The 23365-nt window shown below is 43.7% G+C and carries 21 protein-coding genes; 8 read left to right on the top strand and 13 right to left on the bottom strand.

Annotated features, from left to right (window positions below):
- Positions 1 to 7: 7 nt before the first annotated feature.
- The gene (locus tag V7K27_RS08500; RefSeq protein ID WP_292763501.1) at positions 8 to 265 is read left to right on the top strand and encodes a BolA family protein; all 258 of its coding nucleotides are present in this window, start codon (positions 8 to 10) and stop codon (positions 263 to 265) included.
- Positions 266 to 347: 82 nt separating this feature from the next.
- Positions 348 to 671 (top strand): Grx4 family monothiol glutaredoxin, encoded by a 324-nt coding sequence (grxD, locus tag V7K27_RS08495; protein ID WP_334946157.1) that lies wholly within the window; start codon positions 348 to 350, stop codon positions 669 to 671.
- A gap of 691 nt (positions 672 to 1362) precedes the next feature.
- Here grxD and V7K27_RS08490 read toward each other — a convergent pair.
- Positions 1363 to 1611, bottom strand: a complete 249-nt coding sequence (locus tag V7K27_RS08490; RefSeq protein WP_292837705.1) for a DUF6761 family protein — start codon at positions 1609 to 1611, stop codon at positions 1363 to 1365.
- Between the two features lie 688 nt (positions 1612 to 2299).
- On the opposite strand from V7K27_RS08490, the gene V7K27_RS08485 reads away from it, so the two are divergent.
- On the top strand, positions 2300 to 3073 hold the full coding sequence (locus V7K27_RS08485) for a response regulator transcription factor (protein ID WP_334946155.1): 774 nt from the start codon (positions 2300 to 2302) through the stop codon (positions 3071 to 3073).
- A gap of 88 nt (positions 3074 to 3161) precedes the next feature.
- Here the strand turns inward: V7K27_RS08485 and V7K27_RS08480 are convergent, their stop codons facing one another.
- From V7K27_RS08480 to V7K27_RS08465, 4 genes are all read right to left on the bottom strand, one after another.
- Positions 3162 to 3929: an ABC transporter ATP-binding protein gene (locus V7K27_RS08480; protein WP_334946153.1), complete on the bottom strand. Its 768-nt coding sequence runs from the start codon at positions 3927 to 3929 to the stop codon at positions 3162 to 3164.
- A gap of 128 nt (positions 3930 to 4057) precedes the next feature.
- Complete coding sequence (locus tag V7K27_RS08475; RefSeq protein WP_334946151.1) at positions 4058 to 4624, bottom strand: hypothetical protein; 567 nt, start codon at positions 4622 to 4624, stop codon at positions 4058 to 4060.
- Positions 4625 to 4661: 37 nt separating this feature from the next.
- The gene (locus V7K27_RS08470; protein WP_334946149.1) at positions 4662 to 5123 is read right to left on the bottom strand and encodes a DUF4079 domain-containing protein; all 462 of its coding nucleotides are present in this window, start codon (positions 5121 to 5123) and stop codon (positions 4662 to 4664) included.
- Positions 5124 to 5481: 358 nt separating this feature from the next.
- On the bottom strand, positions 5482 to 5877 hold the full coding sequence (locus V7K27_RS08465; protein ID WP_334946147.1) for a DUF1830 domain-containing protein: 396 nt from the start codon (positions 5875 to 5877) through the stop codon (positions 5482 to 5484).
- Positions 5878 to 6465: 588 nt separating this feature from the next.
- On the opposite strand from V7K27_RS08465, the gene V7K27_RS08460 reads away from it, so the two are divergent.
- The 3 genes from V7K27_RS08460 to V7K27_RS08450 all read left to right on the top strand — a co-directional run bounded on the left by V7K27_RS08460 (position 6466) and on the right by V7K27_RS08450 (position 10180).
- A complete protein-coding gene (locus tag V7K27_RS08460) occupies positions 6466 to 8055 on the top strand; it encodes a photosystem II high light acclimation radical SAM protein (protein ID WP_334946146.1) in 1590 nt (529 codons plus the stop codon).
- Between the two features lie 101 nt (positions 8056 to 8156).
- On the top strand, positions 8157 to 9545 hold the full coding sequence (locus tag V7K27_RS08455; protein ID WP_334946144.1) for a DICT sensory domain-containing protein: 1389 nt from the start codon (positions 8157 to 8159) through the stop codon (positions 9543 to 9545).
- The gene (locus V7K27_RS08450; RefSeq protein WP_334946142.1) at positions 9542 to 10180 is read left to right on the top strand and encodes a pentapeptide repeat-containing protein; all 639 of its coding nucleotides are present in this window, start codon (positions 9542 to 9544) and stop codon (positions 10178 to 10180) included. The genes V7K27_RS08455 and V7K27_RS08450 overlap by 4 nt, the downstream gene beginning before the upstream one ends.
- Before the next feature lie 103 nt (positions 10181 to 10283).
- Here the strand turns inward: V7K27_RS08450 and V7K27_RS08445 are convergent, their stop codons facing one another.
- From V7K27_RS08445 to V7K27_RS08410, 8 genes are all read right to left on the bottom strand, one after another.
- The gene (locus V7K27_RS08445) at positions 10284 to 11921 is read right to left on the bottom strand and encodes a mucoidy inhibitor MuiA family protein (RefSeq protein ID WP_334946140.1); all 1638 of its coding nucleotides are present in this window, start codon (positions 11919 to 11921) and stop codon (positions 10284 to 10286) included.
- Between the two features lie 1175 nt (positions 11922 to 13096).
- A complete protein-coding gene (locus tag V7K27_RS08440; protein WP_334946138.1) occupies positions 13097 to 14038 on the bottom strand; it encodes a LysR family transcriptional regulator in 942 nt (313 codons plus the stop codon).
- A 237-nt stretch (positions 14039 to 14275) separates the two neighbouring features.
- Positions 14276 to 15064, bottom strand: a complete 789-nt coding sequence (locus tag V7K27_RS08435; RefSeq protein WP_334946136.1) for a BMC domain-containing protein — start codon at positions 15062 to 15064, stop codon at positions 14276 to 14278.
- 48 nt (positions 15065 to 15112) lie between these two features.
- Positions 15113 to 15895, bottom strand: coding sequence for a transferase (locus tag V7K27_RS08430; RefSeq protein WP_334946135.1), 783 nt, complete (start codon positions 15893 to 15895; stop codon positions 15113 to 15115).
- 111 nt (positions 15896 to 16006) lie between these two features.
- On the bottom strand, positions 16007 to 18001 hold the full coding sequence (locus V7K27_RS08425) for a ribulose bisphosphate carboxylase small subunit (RefSeq protein ID WP_334946133.1): 1995 nt from the start codon (positions 17999 to 18001) through the stop codon (positions 16007 to 16009).
- A gap of 84 nt (positions 18002 to 18085) precedes the next feature.
- The gene (locus tag V7K27_RS08420; protein ID WP_229460483.1) at positions 18086 to 18388 is read right to left on the bottom strand and encodes a EutN/CcmL family microcompartment protein; all 303 of its coding nucleotides are present in this window, start codon (positions 18386 to 18388) and stop codon (positions 18086 to 18088) included.
- Positions 18389 to 18394: 6 nt separating this feature from the next.
- Complete coding sequence (locus V7K27_RS08415) at positions 18395 to 18739, bottom strand: carbon dioxide-concentrating mechanism protein CcmK (RefSeq protein WP_196515968.1); 345 nt, start codon at positions 18737 to 18739, stop codon at positions 18395 to 18397.
- A gap of 97 nt (positions 18740 to 18836) precedes the next feature.
- Positions 18837 to 19145 (bottom strand): carbon dioxide-concentrating mechanism protein CcmK, encoded by a 309-nt coding sequence (locus V7K27_RS08410; protein ID WP_190891121.1) that lies wholly within the window; start codon positions 19143 to 19145, stop codon positions 18837 to 18839.
- Between the two features lie 663 nt (positions 19146 to 19808).
- Between V7K27_RS08410 and V7K27_RS08405 the strand changes: the two genes are divergently transcribed.
- Positions 19809 to 21665: an NAD(P)H-quinone oxidoreductase subunit F gene (locus V7K27_RS08405; protein ID WP_334946131.1), complete on the top strand. Its 1857-nt coding sequence runs from the start codon at positions 19809 to 19811 to the stop codon at positions 21663 to 21665.
- A 110-nt stretch (positions 21666 to 21775) separates the two neighbouring features.
- Positions 21776 to 23281: an NADH-quinone oxidoreductase subunit M gene (locus tag V7K27_RS08400; RefSeq protein WP_334946129.1), complete on the top strand. Its 1506-nt coding sequence runs from the start codon at positions 21776 to 21778 to the stop codon at positions 23279 to 23281.
- The last annotated feature ends 84 nt before the right edge of the window (positions 23282 to 23365 follow it).

Below are 23365 nucleotides of genomic sequence, written 5' to 3'. Positions count from 1 at the left end.
AATAGCGATGATTAGTCCGCAGCAGGTTGAGGCAATGATCAAGGCGGAACTGCCAGACGCCCAGGTTCAGGTGCAAGACTTGACTGGTGGCGGGGACCACTATCAGGTAACAGTTGTTTCATCGCACTTTGCAGGTAAGGGACTGGTGCAGCAACACCAGTTAATTTATGGTGCGTTGGGGCAAGCTATGTCAACTGAAGCGATTCATGCCTTGGCAGTAAAAACATATACTCCCGAAGCTTGGCAAGCAACAACAGCTTCGTAAACATAGAGTTAGGAGTTATAAGTTATGAATTTTTAACTCCTCACCCGCGATCGTTGAATGCAACATAGGAAATACAAATATCATGACACCAGAACTCAAACAGAAAATTGATAACTTGCTAGAACAGAACAAGATTTTAGTTTTCATGAAGGGAAACAAGTTAATGCCCCAATGTGGTTTCTCCAACAACGTTGTGCAGATTCTCAATACTTTGGGAGTTCCCTTCGAGACGGTCGATGTTCTATCAGACTCTGAAATCCGTCAGGGAATTAAAGAATACTCTAACTGGCCGACAATTCCCCAAGTGTATATTAATGGTGAATTCCTTGGCGGTTCTGACATCTTGATTGAGCTGTACCAAAAAGGTGAATTGCAGGAAAAGGTAGAAGTAGCATTGGCTTCGTAACTAATTCGTAATTCGTAATTCGTAGTTAAGAATTCAATTACGAATTATTTTAATAGGTTGCTGACAAAAATATTTCACCTGTCTTTGAATCGATTTCAGGTTATCGAAACAGAATTCAGGAGTCAGGAGTCAGAAGTCAGGAGTCAGGAGTCAGGAGTCAGAATTCAGAATGAATTTTGACCGAAAAAACGGATGAATAGACGGGTTTAAGACCCTCACCAAATCGTAGATTTGGTGGTGCAACAATTCAGTGGCGGTCACTGATATTATGTCCGCTTGATTACTTATTAAACCCGAAGAACCCCACCCCGCCAACGCTGCGCTTTGTCTCCCCTCCCGAAGAGCGGGGAGGGGATTAAGGGGTGGGGTGCAATGAGTATGGGAATCATAACTAATTACCCGGACATGATATGACTTGTGCCGAGCGCAGTCGAGGTAGCTTTGCCGAAGTGGGGGTCCCAATCCCCGACTGATTGATTCTGATTCCTCAATTCTGACTTCTGAATTCTTCTTCAATTCAACAATCCCCTCAGTCACATTGGCAAGACCAATATAGGGCTGAGGGGATGCGTTTTATCAATATAATATTTCCAAAATCTCACACCACGGCAACCCGTTGACCAATACAGATAATATGCTATAATTATCTGCGGTAATTAACGGTTACTATCAATGACCAGGTAAATGGTACTTAGTAGTAATCCGGTTGTGGCTGTGGTTGCGGGACTGCAAAATTTGATCCATCGTACAAGTAGCGGCTGGCTTCCTCTTCTAAGCGATGAATCAGAAAAGGTTCAATGATGTTGCCATGTCGCAGTGCGGCTAGATATCCATCCAAATACATCCGCATATCATCCGTGCGATAACCGCGATTCCATAACTCGGCGAAGGCGTCGGTGAGTCTTTGGTAATAGCGGATGGTTTGTGTGTCTTGGAGCATAACTGCTGTATTAATCTCTCTGGAATGAGAATTGTAAATGATTCAGGCTCAAATGTGAAGTCTAATTTCACTTTGGCATCAACTCAAAGTCAACACATCTACTTTGGGTAGTACCCTCCTAGCAGCTACACGCTACTTTAATCCTATTCCAGAAAACATAGATTCTAGTTAGCTGCTAAGTTATTTTTATGATTTTCATCCTCAACAGCCCCATTGTATTGATGTTATATTCGGGGATGTGGCCACTAATTTTTGCGAAAAAATCCGCTTCCACCATCAGGTTGAAAAGCTGTTGTAGTAACGGTTCGCTGGTTGGGTTATAGATAGAGCAGAATTCAGAATTCAGGAGTCAGAATTCAGAAGTAAAACAGCTTTCACACCAGGGTTTGAGACTTTGGTTGTGTACCTCACTTTCCTTGAAATGCGCTGTATTTGCCACATTACACCATCTAAGAGCAAAATGTTAAGCTAAAAGAACTTTTAATAAGTCTAACAACACTTTCGATAAATTTAATAAAAATTTAATAATATTTCTAATCGCCTTTCCGCAAGGCACAAATTAAAGATATTGCCACTCTTTTTATGAGGAAATGTAAAGCTAATCGCAATTGAAGTAACAAAGGCTACAAAACCTTAGAGATAGGCTTGTTACTTTGAGAGTCTATCGACGCTAAGGGGTCTTGCCACCGTGGGTTCGGTTTGTATAGAAATCATTGAGGGGAATCCCCATCTGAGGTCGTTGTTGGGTTGGCACTTGCAACAACTTGAATACCGTGTGCATCAAGCTGCCAGCATTTATCAAGCAAGGGAAGTATTTTTAAGCCATCAACCAACACTGGTTGTGTTGGATGCAGACCTGCCTGATGGTGATGGCATTGAGTTTTGTCGTTGGTTGCATCGTCAGCAGCAGCCTCTAATCTTGATGCTATCTGCCCGTAATAGTGAAGGTGATATCGTCGCCGGTTTAAAGGCGGGTGCAGATGATTATCTGAGCAAACCTTTTGGGATGCAAGAGTTTTTGGCACGGGTAGAGGCACTGATTCGCCGGAAGCGCACACCTACTGCACCAGCTTATTTGGATTATGGCACTTTGCAAATCGATTTAGTTCAGCGCCGTGTCCGCTTCCAGGGTGAATTCATCGACTTAACGCCCCAAGAATTTAGTTTGCTGTATGTTTTGGCACAAGCTGGGGGAGTGCCTCTGAGTAGGTCGGAATTGCTGCGTCGTGCTTGGCCTGACGCTATCGATAACCCTCGTACCATTGATACTCACGTTTTGTCACTTCGTAAAAAGGTTGAACTTGATCCCCGGCAACCCAATTTGATTCAAACTATCCGCAATGTAGGATATCGTTTTAACATGGAAATTTTGAATATCAATATTTCACAGTCACAAACAACAAAGTTAGGTAGAGAGAGATTTAATAATCAACGTTCGACACTTAGTAGTAGTCAAGTGTGAATGGGAGTGGGGAGTGGGGAGTGGGGAGTGGGGGGATTAGGAGAATAACTCATGCCCCCTGCTCAATGACGATTGACTCATCCAAAATTTAAAATCCAAAATCGTCTTGAGCTTCTGCTTGAATTAAGCTTTCTCGTAATTGAACCCAGTCTATCTCAGGGACTCTTTGATTTGCCAATAAATGGCCCTGCTGTAGGTGTAATAACCGAGTGCAAAACATCTGGGCTAGTTCCAGTTGGTGATTTACCATCAGAATCGTAGTTTGATGAGTTTGACTTAACTGGATTAAGACTTGTATCAGATTAGAAGCAGTACCAGGATCAAGAGCAGACGTTGGCTCGTCTAATAATAATATTTTAGGGTGGATGACTAAGGCACGAGCGATCGCTACTAGTTGTCGTTGTCCCGCAGAAAGTTGCACCTCTGTTCGCCCTAGCCATTCATTGGGAATGTGCAGTTGTTCTGTCCAGTGATTGACTCGTTGCTCAATTGTCTGTTTTGGCAAACCACGCAAAACTAAAGGATAAGCCAAGGCTTGCCCAACTGTCATCCCCAACAGCTTTGACTCTTGCAGTACAAGTACAAGCATTTGGCGTAGCTGGATGACAGGAATTTGGCGATATTCTTGATTTTCTAGATAGATTTTGCCACTCGTGGGTTCAATTAGGCGGTTGAGGAGGTATAATAACGAAGTTTTACCACCGCCAACTGATCCCAAGATGGCAATGCGATCGCTCTGGAATACCTCCAAAGAAATATCCTGCAATATGGGGTATCCCTGCTGATTGCCGGGAAGTTGGGTTTTCAGCTTTGTAAACAGATTAACTTGCTCTAGCCTGAGTATGACATTATTCAAGGTGAGTGGGGAGAAATCAATTCAAAATTCAAAATTCAAAATTCAAAAAAAAGACTGGAGGAGATATAGCTTTAGCTTGTCGCAGCGTGGGAGATGGGGGACAAATAAGCAATGCCCAATGCGCCATTCTATATTAATTGTCGAGTAGTTAAAGCTGTAGCGATCGCCCAGCCATCGACCAAGAATAACAGTAGCGTAAATCCCAGTAGAATCAAGTACATCCACGGCTGTGCTAAAGGGCGAACATCAGTGGTATTAATACCTGTCTTTGCTTGCACAATTTGCACGAAACGAGCAAATCCGGCTACACGCATCGGTAGTAAATAAGCTTTCCCATCCTGGCTGAGGAAGTAATAAACTAGCCCTCCTTGACCAGTGGTGCGGGGTTTTAACTCTTTCACCTCTGACCAAGGTAATAACCAGCCTTTACGAAAAAAGCGAGGCACCCAGACGGGGTAAGTAACCTGAATTCCCTGGTCATCTACCATTACTTGTTCAGTCAATACTGCATACAAGGCAACTAAACCGATGCTAATCCCTAGCCACAATAATCCTGGGGGTACGGGTGCAGCTGTTACCTGCGATAAGAAGGGTAATGGGACTGTCAGTGCTATGTATAGACTCAGCAGCGTTATCCGAATCAAAGGAGACAGACGAAAAATAGAAGCTGAGATATTGGCTGAGTTTGCTGTCACGGCTCAATTACAATGCTTTTCTTCATTCTAAGGTAGTTCACGGTAAATACTTTTGCACTACAATCCAACCAGTAAGGGATACCCAGGCAAATCCAACAAACAGAATAATATTTACGCCGATGTGTAAAGGTCTAGCCCAAGGTTTTCTGGCACTAATTTGCGTGGCGCTGAAAGCAGAGAGTAAAACTAATGCTACCACTATCAATCCAGCGATTAGGTGTGACGAGTGACCTAAAGAACCAAAGTGACCGAAAGTGCCAACAATGCCGATCGCTAGCAATAGTAGTACTAAACCTACCATGCTGATGCCCATTGTATAGTGGAGCGATCGCACCTCCTTATTTCCGCCCAGAAATGGGGTAATAAAAGGGAATTGATGCGAAGTTCTCGCCCGAAACATCCAAACGCCGGTGACTGCTAACATCAGATATGCCAGCAGGGACAATCCCATCGACCAAGCGGCTATTTTCCACAACCAAAGAAATGAAGGCAGATTCATAAGATTGATTGTAGTTGAGATGAGGGAGATGAGGGAGATGGGGGAGATGGGGGAGATGGGGGAGATGGGGGAGAGTGAGAATTTTAGATTTTAGATTTTGGATTTTAGATTGAAATTTAACAAAATTTGGGGGTTTAAGTCCCCTGCTTCTATCAAGCAGCGCGTTTTGATGCCTCAGCTAAATCCCCGTCACAAAACTTACTTGCGACTTGGGACTTGGGACTTGGGACTTGGGACTTGTTTTAATCCAAAATCTAAAATCCAAAATCCAAAATTGAATTGCCCAATGCCCAATAAATAATAATAAACAAAAAGGGCTGCTGAATTAGCAACCCTTAAATTTAGTAAAATTGTTTTTTTAATCAACCGATGCTAAACCAAGGATTTGTAAGGGTTTTGTAGTATCTCCGATTTTTGTATTAATCTGCTGCATTATTGCTTGGGTATTAATAGGGTCTTTTCCAGATGATGAGTCTGTATCAAACTCATAAGTACTGGGTTCATTGAGCATCAGGCGATCGCACGGAATCTTATCGGATAAAATTGAACTTGCCATCATCCCTGTATGAATCTCCATTTGACCTTTTCGCGGAGCTTCAAAGACTAAACGTTGTCCTGGGAAAACAACCCTTTCAAAGTACCAGTTGGGGATATTGCAGATGCGAGCTACCTGTATTTTGCTCGTGGCATTAATGTAGCAGCAGAGAATTTTCCCCGATTGCTCAGGTGGTAGAGGATCTAATATTTGAGCCATAACTGCTGAGGAGCTTTACGCCACAATTTTACATTACACTAGCCAAGCCTAGCACTCACTGATCCCCAGTTGTTGTAACTGCGAATACCAACTGAACTATTTCTAGATTTTTTCTACCTAAAGATATATCTGAGGTTATAAAAACTTTGTAAATATTTATGCTTTTCCCACAATTTTACACTATGGGAACATCTTTGAATTTTTAATCTCTGGCAAAAAACCTTTAACTTCTTGAGGGCAGATAATTACAGGGGTAGGTATGGTGAAGATCCCATTAGCTTCAGCCTAGTTCAGGAGTGTATTTTTGTGTTTCATCTATCCCACGATTAAAAGCCTGGGATCATCGCTTAATGAATAAACTCAATGTTATCGTAAAGCTATATGAAAAATTTCTTCATAAAGCCTCTCTTGATACCCGGCGTTTGGTATGCAAAGCAATTTTATTGATTCCTACATCTGTGAACACAAGTTTCGCACCTATCAATAATCGGCTTCAATGTCAAGCAAGATTATCAGAGATTAAGAGTAGCCAAAACAAAAACACGCTTTAAAACTGGATTTATCTCGCTTTCCCCAAAGATTGGCAAGATGGAAGTCAAAATACCTATGATGGAAAATCGAATTCTTTACGTTCGCCTTCCTTGTAACCCTATCTTTCCCATTGGGGTTGTCTACCTGAGCGATCACGTTCACAAACAGTTTCCGAATATCGAACAGCGGATCTTTGATTTGGGAACAGTGCCACCTTTAGATTACGCTACCGCCTTGGATCGCTGTATCGATGAATTTAAACCGACACTGTTAGTATTTTCTTGGCGAGATATTCAAATTTATGCCCCAGTTGGTGGGCGTGGTGGTAATCCACTACAAAACGCCTTTGAATTTTACTACGCGAAGAATCCTCTATTAAAACTACGTGGTGGATTCGGCGGTTTACGAATCTTCATCGCTTACTATGTAGAATTGTGGCAAAATCAGGGCTTAATCAAACGCGGTTTAAAGCGTGCCCAAAAATATAATTCTGATGCTCGTGTAGTTGTAGGTGGTGGTGCAGTTAGTGTATTTTATGAACAGTTGGGTAAAAGCTTACCTCAAGGGGCAATTATTTCTGTGGGTGAAGGCGAAACTCTGCTAGAAAAACTTTTAAGTGGCAGAGATTTTCGAGATGAACGCTGTTACGTTGTCGGAGAAACTCAACCACGGGAACGGCTAATTCACGAACAACCCACCCCAATAGAAAAAACAGCTTGTAACTACGACTATATCGAAAGCATCTGGCCGGAATTTAACTATTACCTGCAAGAGCAAGATTTTTATATAGGTGTACAAACTAAGCGTGGTTGTCCTCACAACTGTTGTTATTGCGTCTACACTGTTGTGGAAGGTAAACAAGTACGCATCAACCCAGCAGATGAAGTAGTTGCTGAGATGCGCCAATTATACGATCGCGGCATTCGCAACTTCTGGTTTACCGATGCCCAATTCATCCCAGCGCGAAAATTTATCGACGATGCCATAGAACTCTTGCAAAAAATCGTCGATTCTGGTATGACAGATATCCACTGGGCAGCTTACATTAGAGCCGACAATTTGACACCCCAGTTGTGCGACTTGATGGCTAAAACTGGGATGAACTACTTTGAAATTGGGATTACCAGTGGTTCTCAAGAACTCGTGCGGAAAATGCGGATGGGGTATAACCTGCGAAACGTCTTGCAAAACTGCCGCGATTTAAAAGCAGCTGGTTTCAACGACTTAGTTTCCGTCAACTACTCCTTTAATGTGATTGACGAACGTCCCGAAACCATCCGCCAAACCATCGCCTACCACCGCGAACTAGAACGGATTTTTGGTGCTGATAAAGTCGAACCTGCCATTTTCTTTATTGGACTACAACCCCATACTCATCTAGAAGAATACGCTTTTAAAGAAGGTATCCTCAAACCAGGGTATGATCCAATGAGTTTGATGCCGTGGACAGCCAAAAAACTCCTTTGGAATCCCGAACCCCTTGGTTCATTCTTTGGTGAAGTCTGCTTGCAAGCTTGGCAACAAAACCCCAACGATTTCGGACGCGAAGTCATGAAAATTTTAGAAGAAAAACTGGGTTGTGCCGACTTAGAAGCAGCACTTACAGCACCAATAGAGACGAAAGAAAAACAGTTAGCAGCTGTTTGATAAAATTCGCTCAATCACACAAGAGCAAATTTTATCTGCTTGTCTCTCACCTGCCCTCCTACCCTACTCACTCCCCTCTGCGGTTATTTTCACCCAATCCCATGTTAGAAGGTTCAATCCTACAACAGCTAGAATCAGCCCATCGCCACACCACCAGGCCAATTCGATTCGGTGTTTACTACAAAAATACCTTAGTTGCCCTGTGCCACGCTCTAGAAGACCATATTTTAACCGACGACGGTACACCCCTGGTCATCTCAGCCTTCCAACGGGGTAAATGGTATCTACAAGAAGCTCAACGATATGCAGATATCGCCCAGCGCAGCCGCGAAATTGTGATTATGGCTGCTGCTGAATCTGGCTTTGCTGAACATCCCACCAGCCAGCTACCCAATGTAGACTTAGTGGCATTAGATCGAATCGATCCAGTAGCACAAGAGTGGCACTTAATTATTTTATCGCCTAATTACACAGCGATGGTAATTTGTCAAGAATTATCAGAAGCTGATTATGGTAGCACTGGAGTACCGACATCAGACTTAGAGCGCAAATTCTATGGCTTGTGGACATTTGAGCCGGAGTTAGTGCAAGAGACAGCAGAAATAGCGATCGCTCACATCAAAAAATACAACCCAGAACTGGCGAAAAAACTCACAGCCGATAAAGAGCAAATTGTACCTTCAATGGACAGATCCCAAAATTTGGGTGCAGTTGTCTCCCGTGTAGTAGATTATCTCCAGACTGGGCAAGATAATTTATCTATCCCCACAGCGCTTCAGAAACAAACGCTGGATCGCAACTTGGTTTCTAACGAAATCCAAGCCTTTTTGCGAATGGCGCAACTGATGGATATGGCAGATGTCAACAATCCAATGGCAGCTGCGGAAGTAGTTGTACTTGCTGAAGCGATCGCCCAGCTTTTGGATCTTCCCGCATGGCAGATAAAGAGATTGCGGCTGGCGGCTTTGTTGCATCGCATAGATCCATTACAAAATGCCGAAAGCGTTCTCACTTCTGGTAATATACCCACACGCTACCAACAAGATGCTCCCAGTTGTCCTTTAATACCAGGGGCGCAAGTATTGCGAACCATGCCACGACTGCGAGCCGTTGCCCAAATTATCACTCACCAAACCGAGTGGTGGAATGGCGTAGGGGAACCAGCAGGTTTAGCTGGAGATGAAATTCCCTTAGAGTCGAGAATTTTGGCATTATTGGCAGACTTTCAGTGGCGAGTCAATCAGCGAAAATCGTCAAATCAAAGCCGGGAACAAATATTTACTCAAGCTTTAGATGAGTGCAAACAGCAAGAATCTACCCGCTTTGATCCTAAACTTGTAGATACCCTAGCTTTATTAGTTATGGGTTTACAACAGGGACTCGACTTACCCTTGATGACACCCAAAGTCAGCGCCGGTATCTGGATACTTGATTCCCAATGGGATAGCCACAGCAAGATAAGTGAGGAGATTAATAGTTACTTTACATGAATATTGAAGCCATTAGATTAGGAAAACTCAAACAACTTCCAGGGGCAAATTTAGAAGACGAGGAACTCTCACGACTGGATTTAAGCCGGATTAATCTTGCTGGTGCTACCCTTGTCGGTACTAATTTCGCTGGTTCTAAACTCGAAGGTGGGCATTTTGAGGGGGCAAATTTTATGGGAGCCAACCTCCAAGAAACTGACTTGCGAGCGAATTTGATGGGAGCAAACCTGATGCAAGCAGATTTAACGGGTGCTGACTTGCGGGGTAGCAATTTGCGTGGCGCTAACTTGATGGGAGCAAGACTCAGTGATGTGTCGTTGGTGGGTGCTTTCTTGAGTGGTGCTAATTTGATAAATGTGAACTTGCAAGGGGTTGACTTGCGCGGTGCTGACTTGCGCGGTGCAAACCTGACAGGGGCAAATCTCAAAGGTGCAGACTTGAGTCGCGCTGATTTGCGAGGGACTTTGTTGAGTGAAGCAAACCTGGAAGAAGCTGACTTGCGGGGGGCGAATTTGGCGGGGGCGAATTTGACGGGAGCGAATTTGTTGTGTGCAGAGTTAGAAGGTGCAAATTTGAGCGGCGTTAATTTGAATAAAGCGTGTTTGGTGGGGACAGTTGTGGAGGCTGCGTTTTGAATAAAAGAACCCCACCCCCAACCCCTCCCCGCCGGCGGGGAGGGGAGCTAAAGCGTAGCTTTGGCGGGGTGGGGTTCCGGGTATTATGCTTCTACTGTTTAAGCTAAATATCTAACCCAACGACTGTTAAGTCAGGCGGATGTTCAACATTAAACTGGTAATATATCTCTCGTCGCTCCTGTGGTGGCAGAGTTAACTGCCATTCTAAGATTCCCATTTCACCAAGTTGAATTTGTGGGTTGCTGCGACTGAGGCGCACCTTAATTTGCTCGTTGCGGCTAACTGGCAATTGTTCAGTTAGTTTCAGATTTACTTCTTTATCGAGTAAGTTAGTAATTATCAACCGATAACTATAAGTAATCCGGCGCTGGTTGCTAATTAATCTTTTATCTACCAGACGTTCAACTAAGTCGCGCTCAATTTTTAAACCTTCGTCAATTCCTAAGTTTAGTTTAAACTCTTGTCCTGGTGCAATATTATCTAACCCAGTAGTGCCGACAAAAATGTTGTCGCGGAAAATATTCGCTTTACCTGGTAACAAAGTCGCACCGTTGGGACTATTTTTCACATTAGCTTGCAAATAAGCAAAGCTTACCAAGCGTGGTATTGCCACATAATCAAAGTTACAGTGATAATCATCGTTGAAAATTGTAGTTTTATGGGGTGCGCCATCACTGGGAATGTTACCGCCACTATTCAGTTTAAAGGTAACTACACTCCCTTCTTTGGATACTTCTGCTGCAACGGTTTCTGCTGGGATAAGACTATCCTCTGTAACTTCGTCTTGTTCTTGCCAATCCGCTCTGGCAGCAGAAGCAGGCAGTTCTGGTATGCTAGGCAGTAGTGGCGGCTGGGCAGCTAGTCGAGATCGTCGTTCTCGCACTCTTTGCGGAAGTGGCGCATCAATATACCAGGGTTCAAGTTTGGGTGGAAGTGTACCTAATCCTGGTTTAGCAGTAGAAAGGGTGAGATTTGCATCAATCCAATCTTCGCCACTGCTTTGGGTGATTTCTGCAAGATAGCTCAGATGCACAATATCGCTGGTAGTGTTAAAGCGCAAGTCATAAAGGGGAGTCCAACTAGCGCGATTCACTAAGTATGATAGCTCTAATTCAAATTCGCCTTCACCCGTAACTTCAATCGCTACAACTAAGCTAAAACTTTCTTTAGGATGGGGTGTTTGGATTTTTTGCAATGAGGTGTGGAGTGCTTGCAGTTGTTTGTCTAACTCCTGCTGTTGGGTTTTGCACTCTCCAGATGCGATCGCATACTCACTATACTGGCTTCCGAGAAAGTTGAGGAAATCTAAAGTTTCGCTGAGGCTGAGATTTTTCCGAGACAAACTCTGTGAAAAGGGTTCTTCTGTTTTTTCCCGTAAGCCTTCGATAAAACTAGACTGTAAGGCTAAAGCATCCACTTGGGCTTGCAGATGGCGTTTTTCTGCTTCTAATTGCTGAATTTGCCTTGTCAAATGTGCTACTCGCTCCGCTACAGGTTCAGTAGTGTAGATGCGATCGCTACTAACTCCCACCAAGCGCACCCCTACCGTACCTGTACCGCTAACTCTGACAGACTCAGTTTCTAGAGTCACTGGCACTGGTGTAATTACTAATTCCTGTTCAATTCCTGTTAACTCAACTACACCCCGCCGTGTAACCAGCGCTCTGTCAGAATACACAGTAACAGCTACAATCTCGCTTTGTACTGTTTTGCGCCAAGATGGTATTTCCGGGTTAACCACTGCCAGTTTTCCCCCATTTTTAATTGAGCCTCCTGGTTAATTGTCAATGCTTCCCGGTGTAACCGTCAACCCCAGGGCGAACGCATCTAAATATTGACGAGGGGAGATGAGGGGATGGGGAGTGTCAAAATGACTATTGACTGCTGAGGCGATGCCTACGGCGGTAAAGTAGGTGGGCGGGAAAATTTATAACGGGCAATTAATTGGGCGTTACCCTTGAGACATGAGCTTTCTTAGCAGTTGGTAAAACCCGATACAGAAGGCAACTTGGCAGCTAGCTGTAACAAGTTGTGAACATTTGTTCGATTTCTTGTTAATTACAACTTCAGAATAAAAAATACCTACATGATTTGTCATTGGTGTTTTAACTGAATATTGCGAAAGTGCTTTTTTGGGTATTTTTACGGCAAATCCAACATATTTTATGTAAGTTTACTTAGAGGATGTTTGAAAACTCCTCTTGTCGGTATCAAAAATTTTAGATCCCCCTAAATCCACGCCACGTGCTTCAAGTCGGCAGAGCCGCCCAACGCAGTGGCTCCCCTTAAAAAGGGAGACTTTGATTCCGGTTCCCCCCTTTTTAAGGGGGGTTAGGGGGGATCTAAAAGTGCCTAAAATCACAGGGAAACACTTTTCAAACAACCTCTTAGTGCGCCCACAATATTAACTGTCTTGTAATCTGAAAGTTCCTCGTAAACTGGAGCTTGCAATTCCTCTATGAAAATTCTTTGTTTAATTTTGTTCATGGTGTATATCCTCTAGATTCCCTCTGTATAAATCAAAGGAGTTTACAGCATAATTTTTATTTTAAAAAACTTTTGATCTTCTAGTCCCACCAATATTATTTTGGAATTTATACAACAGAGAAACCCTGGAGTCGTCTGGGTTTCTTGCCTGCTACTACTAGCATCTTAGCAAGATGCTCCCACTACTTTTAAAAACTATGATTCTCTAAGTTTAATCACTAAGTTTAATCACTAAGCTATCAAACAAACACGCGAAGGATAAGCAGGGTGATCAAAGAGATATATGCAAAAATCAGGGTAATCAGAATCGTGGTAAAACTTTCGTTATTGCTTGAAGGTATGACACTCACCTTGCTAGCTAGTCCGCGTAGTCCTGCGGAGAAGCTAGCTACGCGTAGCGTCTCGTAGAGAGCGTCATTACGAATTATTTTACCCCTCAATTGGTTCAAACTTACTATAAGCACTATCACCATTTTGCTGTACAATATTTTTTGCCGCAGCTAGTAGATACTCAGAATAGGCACGAGCGACGATAGATAGCTGCTTGCCAGATGGGTAAACCATGTACCAATTTCGCTGAATGGGAAAGTGTTGCACATCTAAAATGCTGAACTGTGGCGCGTCTAATAGTAAAGTATGACGGGATAAAACAGAAATTCCTAAACCACCTGCGATCGCTTGTTTAATTGCTTCGTTACTTCCCAATTCTAGCTTGACTTTTACCGTTACCCCTTGTTCTTCAAATAGTCTTTGGACGGCGCGACGAGTTCCTGAACCTGGTTCCCGCATAATAAAAGGTTCGTTAGACAGGCGTTGTATGGGAATATTTTTTTCCTTGGATAACGGATGATTAGTCGGTGCAAAGACTATTAAAGGGTTTTCTAAAAATGGTTCACAAGTCACATCTATATTGTCTGGAATTTGACTCATAATATATAAGTCATCCAGATTCTGACTCATCCGTTCCAAAATTTGTTCGTGATTCGTTACTTGCAGCGAGATATCAATCCCTGGATAAAGTTCGCAAAACGGCCCTAACAAACGTGGAATAAAGTATTTTGCTGTTGTAATCACTGCCAAGCGTAATTGTCCCTGCTTTAGCCCTTTTAAATCTGCCACCTTCATTTCATACTGGGCTATATTGTCAAAAATCTGCTGACAAGTGACAAATAATTCCCGTCCTGCTTCCGTCAGATACAACCGCTTTCCCACTTGCTCAAATAATGGCAACCCTACCGATTTGGTTAGTTGCTTGATCTGCATCGAAACGGTAGGTTGGGTGAGAAACAATTCCTCCGCAGCGCGAGTAAAGCTACTGTGCCGTGCCGCCGCCTCGAACACCTTTAACTGGTGCAGCGTCGCTTGGTTCAAGGGTGATTCTCCTGTATATAGCGATTAATAGATATAAAACTAGTATTGCTGAACACTGGCAAATGATATAGCAATGCTCACAGAAAGTTACGAGTTCTATTATAGACAAAACTCTATTGTTTCTATTAAAATAAAGGTATTTTACTTATGGATTGCAGAAGCTATTATCAGAACAGCAAAAGCGTAAGATGCCTTCTATCTCCCGATGAATGCTGAATGAGGATTTTCCAAAATTCATCATTCATCATTCCATAATTCTTCCGTAACTTTTGTATTTAGCTTGGTTAAATCTGGTAATCTTAGCACCTCGATTTCGGCAACTTGTTCTTTAATATTCACAGGCAAGTTTAACGGTTGGTGTTTTTCTATCCAGCAACTTGCTAATGGCAAGGTTAGCTCCATTTCATCTAGCGGTCGAGGAATTACCATCACTGCATTCAATTCCCCAATGCGTTCTGCCTCAAACATTCCCGCTTCCACTGCTACTGCCACATTTGCTACGGAACCGCGAATAATCGCTGTACACAAACCCGCACCAATTTTTTCATAAGCTGCCAAATGAACATCAGCAGCTTTCAGCATGGCATCACACGCTCCTACCATCGCTGGAAATCCTCGCGTTTCTACCAAACCAATTGCTTGATTACTCAGACGGCTGTAATTGCCCTCCTCCATCAATTTAGTGAAACGGGTTGTGATGGGAAGCACTATATCTAGGTTGGGATAAGGTCGAGGAATCACCAAACTAGAAATCAACTGACCAAACTGTTCAGCCGTTTGCACACCTGATTCTACCGCCAGACGCACGTCAGCAATTCCACCCCGGACGATCGCAGTACAATGACCGCTACCAATTTTTTCATACCCAACTAGGTGAACTCCCGCCGATTTCAGCATCATATCCGCCGTACCAACGATCGCTGGAAAGCTGCGGGTAGAAACTAAACCCAAAGCAGTATCCTCGTAAGTCTCTTGACGATGCGCTCCCTGGATGGTATTGATAGACCGTTGATTATATGTTTCCATGATGAATTCTCCAAGATACGGAAAAAGCCGACAACTTACAATTAACACTTACTCGGACTGATTGTCAGAGTTTGGGTCGTTCAAGGATTGTCTATGAGGAAACAATGTAGTCAACAGTCTGCTTATGCTCCCTTGTCCATAAATTTGAGTCCCAAAACCGTTAGGCGATTCTGTGGCTGGCTGACTGAGGTTTGAGTTATGTTCTGTAGACTCTTGAGCGGCTTCGCCCAAGCTGGAGTCAGCATCATTGGCGGGTTCCTCCACGGGAGGAGACTGTCTTTCTGAAGTGGCGGGAGATTTAAAATAAGAAATCGACTTGTTTTGTTTGAAATCCACAAAAGCGGCAGCTGAGAAGTTAGTTGAGGAAATTACCTTTTCCTGAACTCCACCTAAGCCATTTTCCTCTTCCTTCTGCGGTGGTGCATTTGTAGAAGCTGGGTTATTTGTGGATGGTTCAAGTTGCTTTGTTTGGGCAATTTGCCGACTGGTGTCTCCTAAAATCGATCCAGGTGGAACTACTTGTCCAGGTTCAATCGAATAGTTGAAAACTGTTGTTGCCGAACCAATGCAAGCATTTGCTCCAATTTTGCCCTTGCCAACCATCAAAAAACCGGCTCCCAGGTTTGCGCCTGCTTCTACCTCTAGGGTTCCTTCATGGACTTGGAGAATTGCTCCCATACCAATACAGACCCCTGACCCAATGATGATCTTGCTGTTTGCAGCCGCTTGCAGGATCACCCCAGGTGCAAGTACCGCGCTTGGATGAATAATCACCTCGCCACTAATGTAAGAGTCAAAGTTATTGCTGAGGCGCAGTGGCGGCACAGACATGGAAATTTTAACCTCGGAAGCCAGAATGGTGAATGGTAAATGGTGAATGGTGAATGGTGGATATTAAAATTCCCTACTCCCCACTCCCCACTCCCCACTCCCTACTATCTACTATGGTCGTTGAATGATCGTTTCCAATACCCGACGCTTGGCTTTGGGGTCAACACCAATTAAGCGCACATATTCCCCTGGATATTCACCGAGTTGCTTTTCTAGGGCTGCGATCGCTTCTCTTTCTGAGGAGGCTTGAATTTGACCGCTACTAGTCCAGGAACCTGTACGGAATCGCCGTTGGTCTACGTGTTCAATGCTAATTTTAGAGCCGCCAGCCAATAATTGTCGAAGTTGGCCTACTACTTCAGTACTCAAGCGGGTACTGGTAGCTGTTGCTGTAGCAGTCGCAGAGGGTGCATTGTTAGTAGTAAATGATTTCTGACTGCCAGAGGAGGCTACTTGACCATTTGGACGTTGGATAATCGTTTCCAATACCCGCCGTTTGGCTTTGGAGTCAATACCAATTAAGCGGACATATTCCCCTGGATATTCGCCGAGGTGCTTTTCTACGGCTGCGATCGCTTCTCTTTCTGAGGAGGCTTGAATTTGACCGGTACTAGTCCAGGAACCTGTACGGAACCGCCGTTCATCTACGTGTTCAATGCTAATTTTATATCCACTACTCAATAATTGCCGCAGCTGTTCTACTACTTCAGTACTCAAGCGGGTACTGGTAGCTGTTGCTGACGGCGCTGCACTAGTAGTAAATGATTTCTGGCTGCCAGAGGAGACTACTTGACCATTTGGACGTTGGATAATACTTTCTAATACCCGCCGTTTGGCTTTGGTATCAATGCCGATTAAACGCACATACTCACCTTGATGGCTTTCGATACATTCTTCCAAGCCGGAGATTACTTGATTTATGGAAGTTGCTTCAATTGGCTTGCAACTAGTCCAGGAACCAGTTCGGAAGCGACGTTCATCTACGTGTTCCATACCAATTTTGTAACCACTTGCCAAGAGTTGGCGGATTTGCTCTACAGTTTCACCATTGACTTTGCCACTGCTAGAGTTATTACCATTACCATTACTGCTGCGATAACTGCCATTACCACGACTAGCCGGAGCCTTAAAGCTGGTAGCTGGTTTAACATCATCATCTGGACGTTGGATGATGGTTTCTAATACGCGCCGTCTACCTTTGTCAATGCCAAACAGCCGGACATATTGGCCGCTATGCTCTCTTACACAGCTTTCTAATGCTGCGATCGCTTCACCCAGCGATCGCGGTTCAATTGGTTGGCAACTAGTCCAAGAACCCGTGCGGAACCGTCTTTGGTCTACGTGTTCCGTACCAATCTTATATCCTTGCTCCAATAGATACCGCAACTGCTCTATTGTTTCTGCACCCAAGCTATTGCTCGACACTTCACTACTCCTTTCCAACTCTAAAACAGTAATACCATTACCTGTATAAGATTTAGCAATTTCATCCCGAATGGGTGCTATACATTTGCTATCCGCAGCACAGAGATAACCAGCTCGTAACGCCTGATTAATCCCAACCACATGATGAGCAAATTCTTTATCCTCATCTTGCACATCTGACAAGCGATCGGCTTGCTGCTGGTTGGTAATTATCGCTCCCGAAGGTACATACTTCCCAGGGGGAATCTCTACATCTTGAATTAAAGCGTGCATCATCACGATGCAACCTGCACCCACCCTGGCATTAAACACTGTAGAGCGAAAGCCAATGAAGGAATTATCCCCGACATAAGCTGGCCCGTGAATTAGAGCCATGTGGGTAATGCAAGCGTTTTTACCAATCCATACCGAGTATTTATTTTGGTCATCGCCAATTACTCGACCTTCCTCTAACCCATGAATGACAACACCATCTTGAATATTCGTGTTTTCACCAAGATAAAAAGGTGTGCCTTCATCCGCTCTAATCGTAGTCCCCGGAGCAACGATTACATTTGCACCTAACCGTACATCCCCAATCAGATTGGAAAATGAATGTACAAAGGCAGTTTCATGGATTTTGGGTTCAGCTAAATTCCTTGACCACGGGGTTGGGGGTGCCGCCGTGCTGCGAACTGCCATCGCGAGATTCCTCCTATATTGTCATTTGTCAGTTGTCATTTGTCATTTGTCGAGAGCTAATGACTAATGACTAATGACCAATGACTATCGATATTGATCTTTTTTGCTGTAAATGAGGCGATCTTCAACGTGAATGGTATCTATGATCGCCACCACTACTGCATCTAATGGACGTTGTTCATTTCCAAGAACTTGACGAGCAGCACTGCCACGACTGACAAGTACCCACTCATCTACTCCTGCTCCCACACTATCTGCTGCTACTTCATATTGTGGGAGGATGTTTCCATCTTCGTCCACTAATTGTAACAACAGTAGTTTCACACCCCTGAGACTTGGATCTTTTTGGGTGCTAACTACTGTGCCGCGAACTTTGGCAACTTGCATTACAAATTACGGTCTTCTACCAAAAGGACGAATTGCATTCACATTTTCCCGGAACTGCTCTACGTCTTCGGTATAACGAATTGGCAGGACATATTCCAAGTTCTCGTGAGGACGAGCAATGATGTGAGTAGACAGCACTTGTCCGCCGAAAACCCGCTTTACAGATTCAACACCTGCGGCGACGGAAGCTTGCACTTCCGAAACGTCACCCCGGACAATCACCGTCACCCGACCACTACCAATTTTTTCATAGCCTACTAAAGTGACGCGGGCAGCTTTCACCATTGCATCAGCAGCTTCTACTACTGCTGGAAAGCCTAGCGTTTCAACCATTCCCACTGCAATTGACATTAGTTTTAATCCCTATTTCAAATTCAAAGTTTTTAGTCCTGGACAAAAGTGATGCTTAATCAGGTAAAAAGCGTTAATTACTTTGTTTAAACAGCTTTTAAGTACGGAATTGTTCCACAGCTTCTGTGTAACGTATCGGCAAGACATATTCCAGGTTTTCGTGAGGACGAGCAATGATGTGAGTGGATAACACTTCACCGCCATTAACTCTTTTCGCCGCTTCAACCCCAGCTGCTACAGAAGCTTGCACTTCCGATACATCTCCCCTAACGATCACGGTGACACGAGCGCTACCAATTTTTTCATAGCCTACTAAAGTGACACGGGCGGCTTTCACCATCGCATCAGCAGCTTCTACTACTGCTGGAAAGCCCTTCGTTTCAATCATACCAACTGCAATTGGCATCGCAGAACTCCTACAAAATGAATCTAATCAGTACTGTTGTTTGAAATTTTTGACGGGGAGAGCTTTATCTTAGAGCTAAGAAAACACTTCCAAATTAAGCATAGGAAAGCTTGGCATCCCTGGCAATATAAAATACTATAATAGTTTATGATAAGAAAGTTTTAAAAAAATTAACAAAAATTTATCTGCGCTTCTGGGCAATTAAAATTGACTAATTCCTAGAAGGGCCACTTATGCTTTATAATTTCTTTATCGCATTTACAAAATGACATTCATAACTCAGGGTAATCCCATCTGGCGAGGGACAAGTAGAGGCTGTATGTTTTGCTGTCTCTATCTTTCCTCGAATTTTAGTCTATGTACAAGGACTAGGTGAAAAATATATAATTTTTTCAAATATATCCTATAAAGTACTTTGATCAAAGTATAAATACAAATGTAAAAAGGTCGGTAATGTTAAGACAAGTAAATGCTTTTGCTTATGTAAAGTTATATTTTACTTATATTTAATAGGGTAAGGTTAAGTAAAAGTACTTCCGGAAATTTAGTTGAAACAATAGCAAAAAAAACATCGGTGTTTGGGTAAATTAATTTTATTAAATAAATCATAACTTTTTGAAAGCTTTTTTTAAAATTAAGGCTGAGTCGTAAAGGGAAATTTAAATGGATCAATTTCTATTTTCAACAAGTTGGTTTGTGCCATTTTATAGCTTATTCGGCGCAATTTTGACCTTGCCGTGGGGAATAGGGATAATTCAGCGAACAGGGCCAAGACCTGCGGCATATATCAACTTGTTGACGAGTGTTTTAGCTTTTGCCCATAGCCTGTTTGTATTTAAAAATATCTGGGATAGAGAACCAGAAAAGTTACTAGTTACCTGGTTCAAAGCTGCGGATTTAGACTTATCTTTTAGCTTGGAACTCTCAGCAGTCAGTATTGGGGCAACAGTTTTAATTACGGGATTAAGCCTCTTGGCACAAGTTTACGCTCTGGGTTACATGGAAAAGGACTGGTCGTTGGCGCGTTTTTTTGCGCTGCTGGGATTTTTTGAAGCGGCGCTGAGTGGTCTAGCAATCAGTGATTCTTTGTTTTTCAGCTATGCCCTTTTGGAATTGCTGACGCTTTCGACTTATTTGCTGGTGGGATTCTGGTATGCTCAACCTTTAGTAGTGACGGCGGCGCGGGATGCGTTTTGGACTAAACGGGTGGGAGACTTGTTGCTGCTGATGGGTGTGGTGACACTTTCCACCTTAGCCGGTAGTTTGAACTTTTCGGATTTATATGAGTGGGCGCAAACAGCTAATTTAAGCCCAATGACATCGACGTTGCTGGGGTTGGCGTTAATTGCTGGGCCAGCTGGTAAATGCGCTCAATTTCCACTGCACCTGTGGTTAGATGAGGCAATGGAAGGACCCAACCCCGCTTCGGTAATGCGAAACTCACTAGTAGTAGCTGGTGGGGCTTATCTATTGTATAAACTGCAACCATTGTTAGCATTGTCGCCAGTTGCCTTGAATACCTTGGTAGTTATGGGCACGGTGACAGCGATTGGGGCAACATTAGTATCTATAGCTCAAATTGACATTAAGCGATCGCTGTCTCATTCTACCAGTGCATACATGGGCTTAGTGTTTTTGGCCGTGGGTTTGCAGCAAGGGGGTGTAGCCTTGATGTTGCTGTTAACTCATGCGATCGCTAAAGCATTATTATTCATGAGTTCTGGTTCAGTCATCTTGACTACCCAAAGCCAAGACTTAACAGAAATGGGTGGTTTGTGGTCACGAATGCCAGCCACCACCACTGCCTTTGTAGTCGGTTCAGCGGGAATGGTAACAGTGCTACCACTGGGAAGCTTCTGGGCAATGCTAGCATGGGCTGACGGTTTTGTGAATATTAGCCCTTGGGTGATTGGGGTTTTAGTATTAGTCAATGGCTTGACAGCATTGAATTTGACGAGAGTATTTAGATTAGTCTTCTGGGGGAAACCGCAACAAAAGACCCGTCGTACCCCAGAAGTTGGTTGGCAGATGGCCTTGCCAATGGTGATTCTCACAGTGTTTACTCTACTTCTACCTCTAATGCTACAGCAATGGTACTTACTACCCGATTGGGAAAGTATTAATTGGTATGTAGCATTAGCATTGTTTACTTCTACCGTAGTGGGAGTAGGTGTAGGGTCTACAGTTTATCTACATAAAGCTTGGTCAAGATCGAGAATCTTGGCGTGGAGATTTCTGCAAGACTTGTTAGGTTATGATTTTTATATTGACCGAGTTTATCTTCTAACGGTGGTAAGTGCAGTAGCACTGCTATCTAGAGTTTCAGCTTGGAGCGATCGCTACTTGGTTGACGGTTTCGTAAACTTGGTTGGATTTGCCACAATTCTCGGCGGACAAACTTTAAAGTACAGCATTTCTGGCCAATCTCAGGGCTATATGTTGACCATCCTAGCAGTTGTCAGCATCCTGGGTTTTTTCATCAGCTGGTCATCGGGTTTACTAGATAAATTGCCTTTTTAAACTGTCGGCACAAATAAAGTTAACTAGTGGGGGTTGTCATTTGTCATTTGTCCTTTGCTAATGACCAATTCCCAATTCCCAATTCCCAATTCCCAATTCCATATCTACCTATGCTTAGTGTCTTAATTCTAGTGCCATTAATCGGCGCAGCTTTAATAGGTTTCTCGCCCTCTGGCATCAATGGGAAATTCGCTCGTGGGGTGGCTTTGGTCTTTGCCATTATCGCTTTCTTGTGGACAATTGTACTAGCAATTCAGTTTCATCCAGCAGAAATCACTCAACAGTTTGCCGAGTCTCTCCCTTGGGTAGATGTTTTAGGCTTGAACTATAACCTTGGGATAGATGGTTTATCTTTGCCATTGCTAGTTTTGAATGGATTGTTAACTTGCATTGCTATCTACAGCAGCGATGAATCCCTACAGCGTCCGAAATTTTATTACTCTTTGATACTATTATTAAGTGTTGGGGTGACTGGAGCATTTCTGGCACAGGATTTACTGCTATTTTTCCTGTTTTACGAATTGGAACTAATTCCGCTATATCTATTAATAGCCATTTGGGGTGGCGCAAGACGGGGTTATGCTGCAACAAAATTTCTCATTTATACAGCCGTTTCGGGAATTCTGATTTTAGCAAGTTTCCTCGGCATGGTTTGGCTGAGTGGTTCCTCTAACTTTGCACTAGCAACCTTGAACGCAACGACTCTACCTTTAGCGACACAGCTTTTACTGCTAGCGGGGATTTTGGTCGGTTTTGGGATTAAAATTCCCTTAGTTCCGTTCCATACTTGGTTGCCAGATGCTCACGTTGAAGCTTCCACACCGATTTCCGTGCTGTTGGCTGGGGTGCTGTTGAAGTTGGGAACTTACGGCTTACTGCGATTTGGGATGAACTTGTTACCAGAAGCTTGGGCTTATGTGGCTCCTTGGTTAGCGACTTGGGCAGTGGTAAGTGTATTGTATGGTTCATCCTGCGCGATCGCTCAAACCGATATGAAAAAAATGGTGGCCTACAGTTCCATTGGACACATGGGTTACGTGCTGTTAGCGGCGGCGGCGGCCACACCTTTAAGTGTGTTGGGTGCTGTGATGCAAATGATTAGCCACGGCTTGATTTCCGCAATGCTATTTTTGCTGGTGGGGGTTGTGTATAAAAAAGCCGGAAGCCGCGATTTAGAAGTGATCCAAGGACTGCTGAACCCAGAACGGGGTATGCCAGTAATCGGTAGCTTGATGATTGTCGGAGTCATGGCCAGCGCTGGTATACCGGGAATGGTCGGGTTTATTTCCGAATTCGTAGTTTATCGGGGAAGTTTTCCAGTTTTTCCAGTACAAACCCTGCTGTGCATGCTTGGTACAGGTTTAACAGCCGTTTACTTCTTAATTCTCGTCAACCGCGCTTTTTTTGGACGCTTGTCTGCATCAGTTATTAACTTACCGCGTGTGTATTGGAGCGATCGCGCCCCAGCTGCAATTTTAGCTGTGCTGATTGTGATTTTCGGCATTCAACCTGGTTGGTTAGTACGCTGGACTGAACCAACAATTACAGCAATGGTGAATACCCAAAACGTAGTAGCAACGGTGTCCTTGGATAAGGCAATCAGGGCTGGGGATTAGGAACTGGGGACAAAGAGAATAACCATGCCCAATGACAAATGACTAATGACAAATGACTAATGACAAATGACAAATGACAAATGA

It is taken from the genome of Nostoc sp., from assembly GCF_036919575.1.
Taxonomy (GTDB): domain Bacteria; phylum Cyanobacteriota; class Cyanobacteriia; order Cyanobacteriales; family Nostocaceae; genus Nostoc.
The sequence above is the reverse complement of the archived record's forward strand: the minus strand, read 5'-3'. Positions and strand labels throughout refer to the sequence as shown.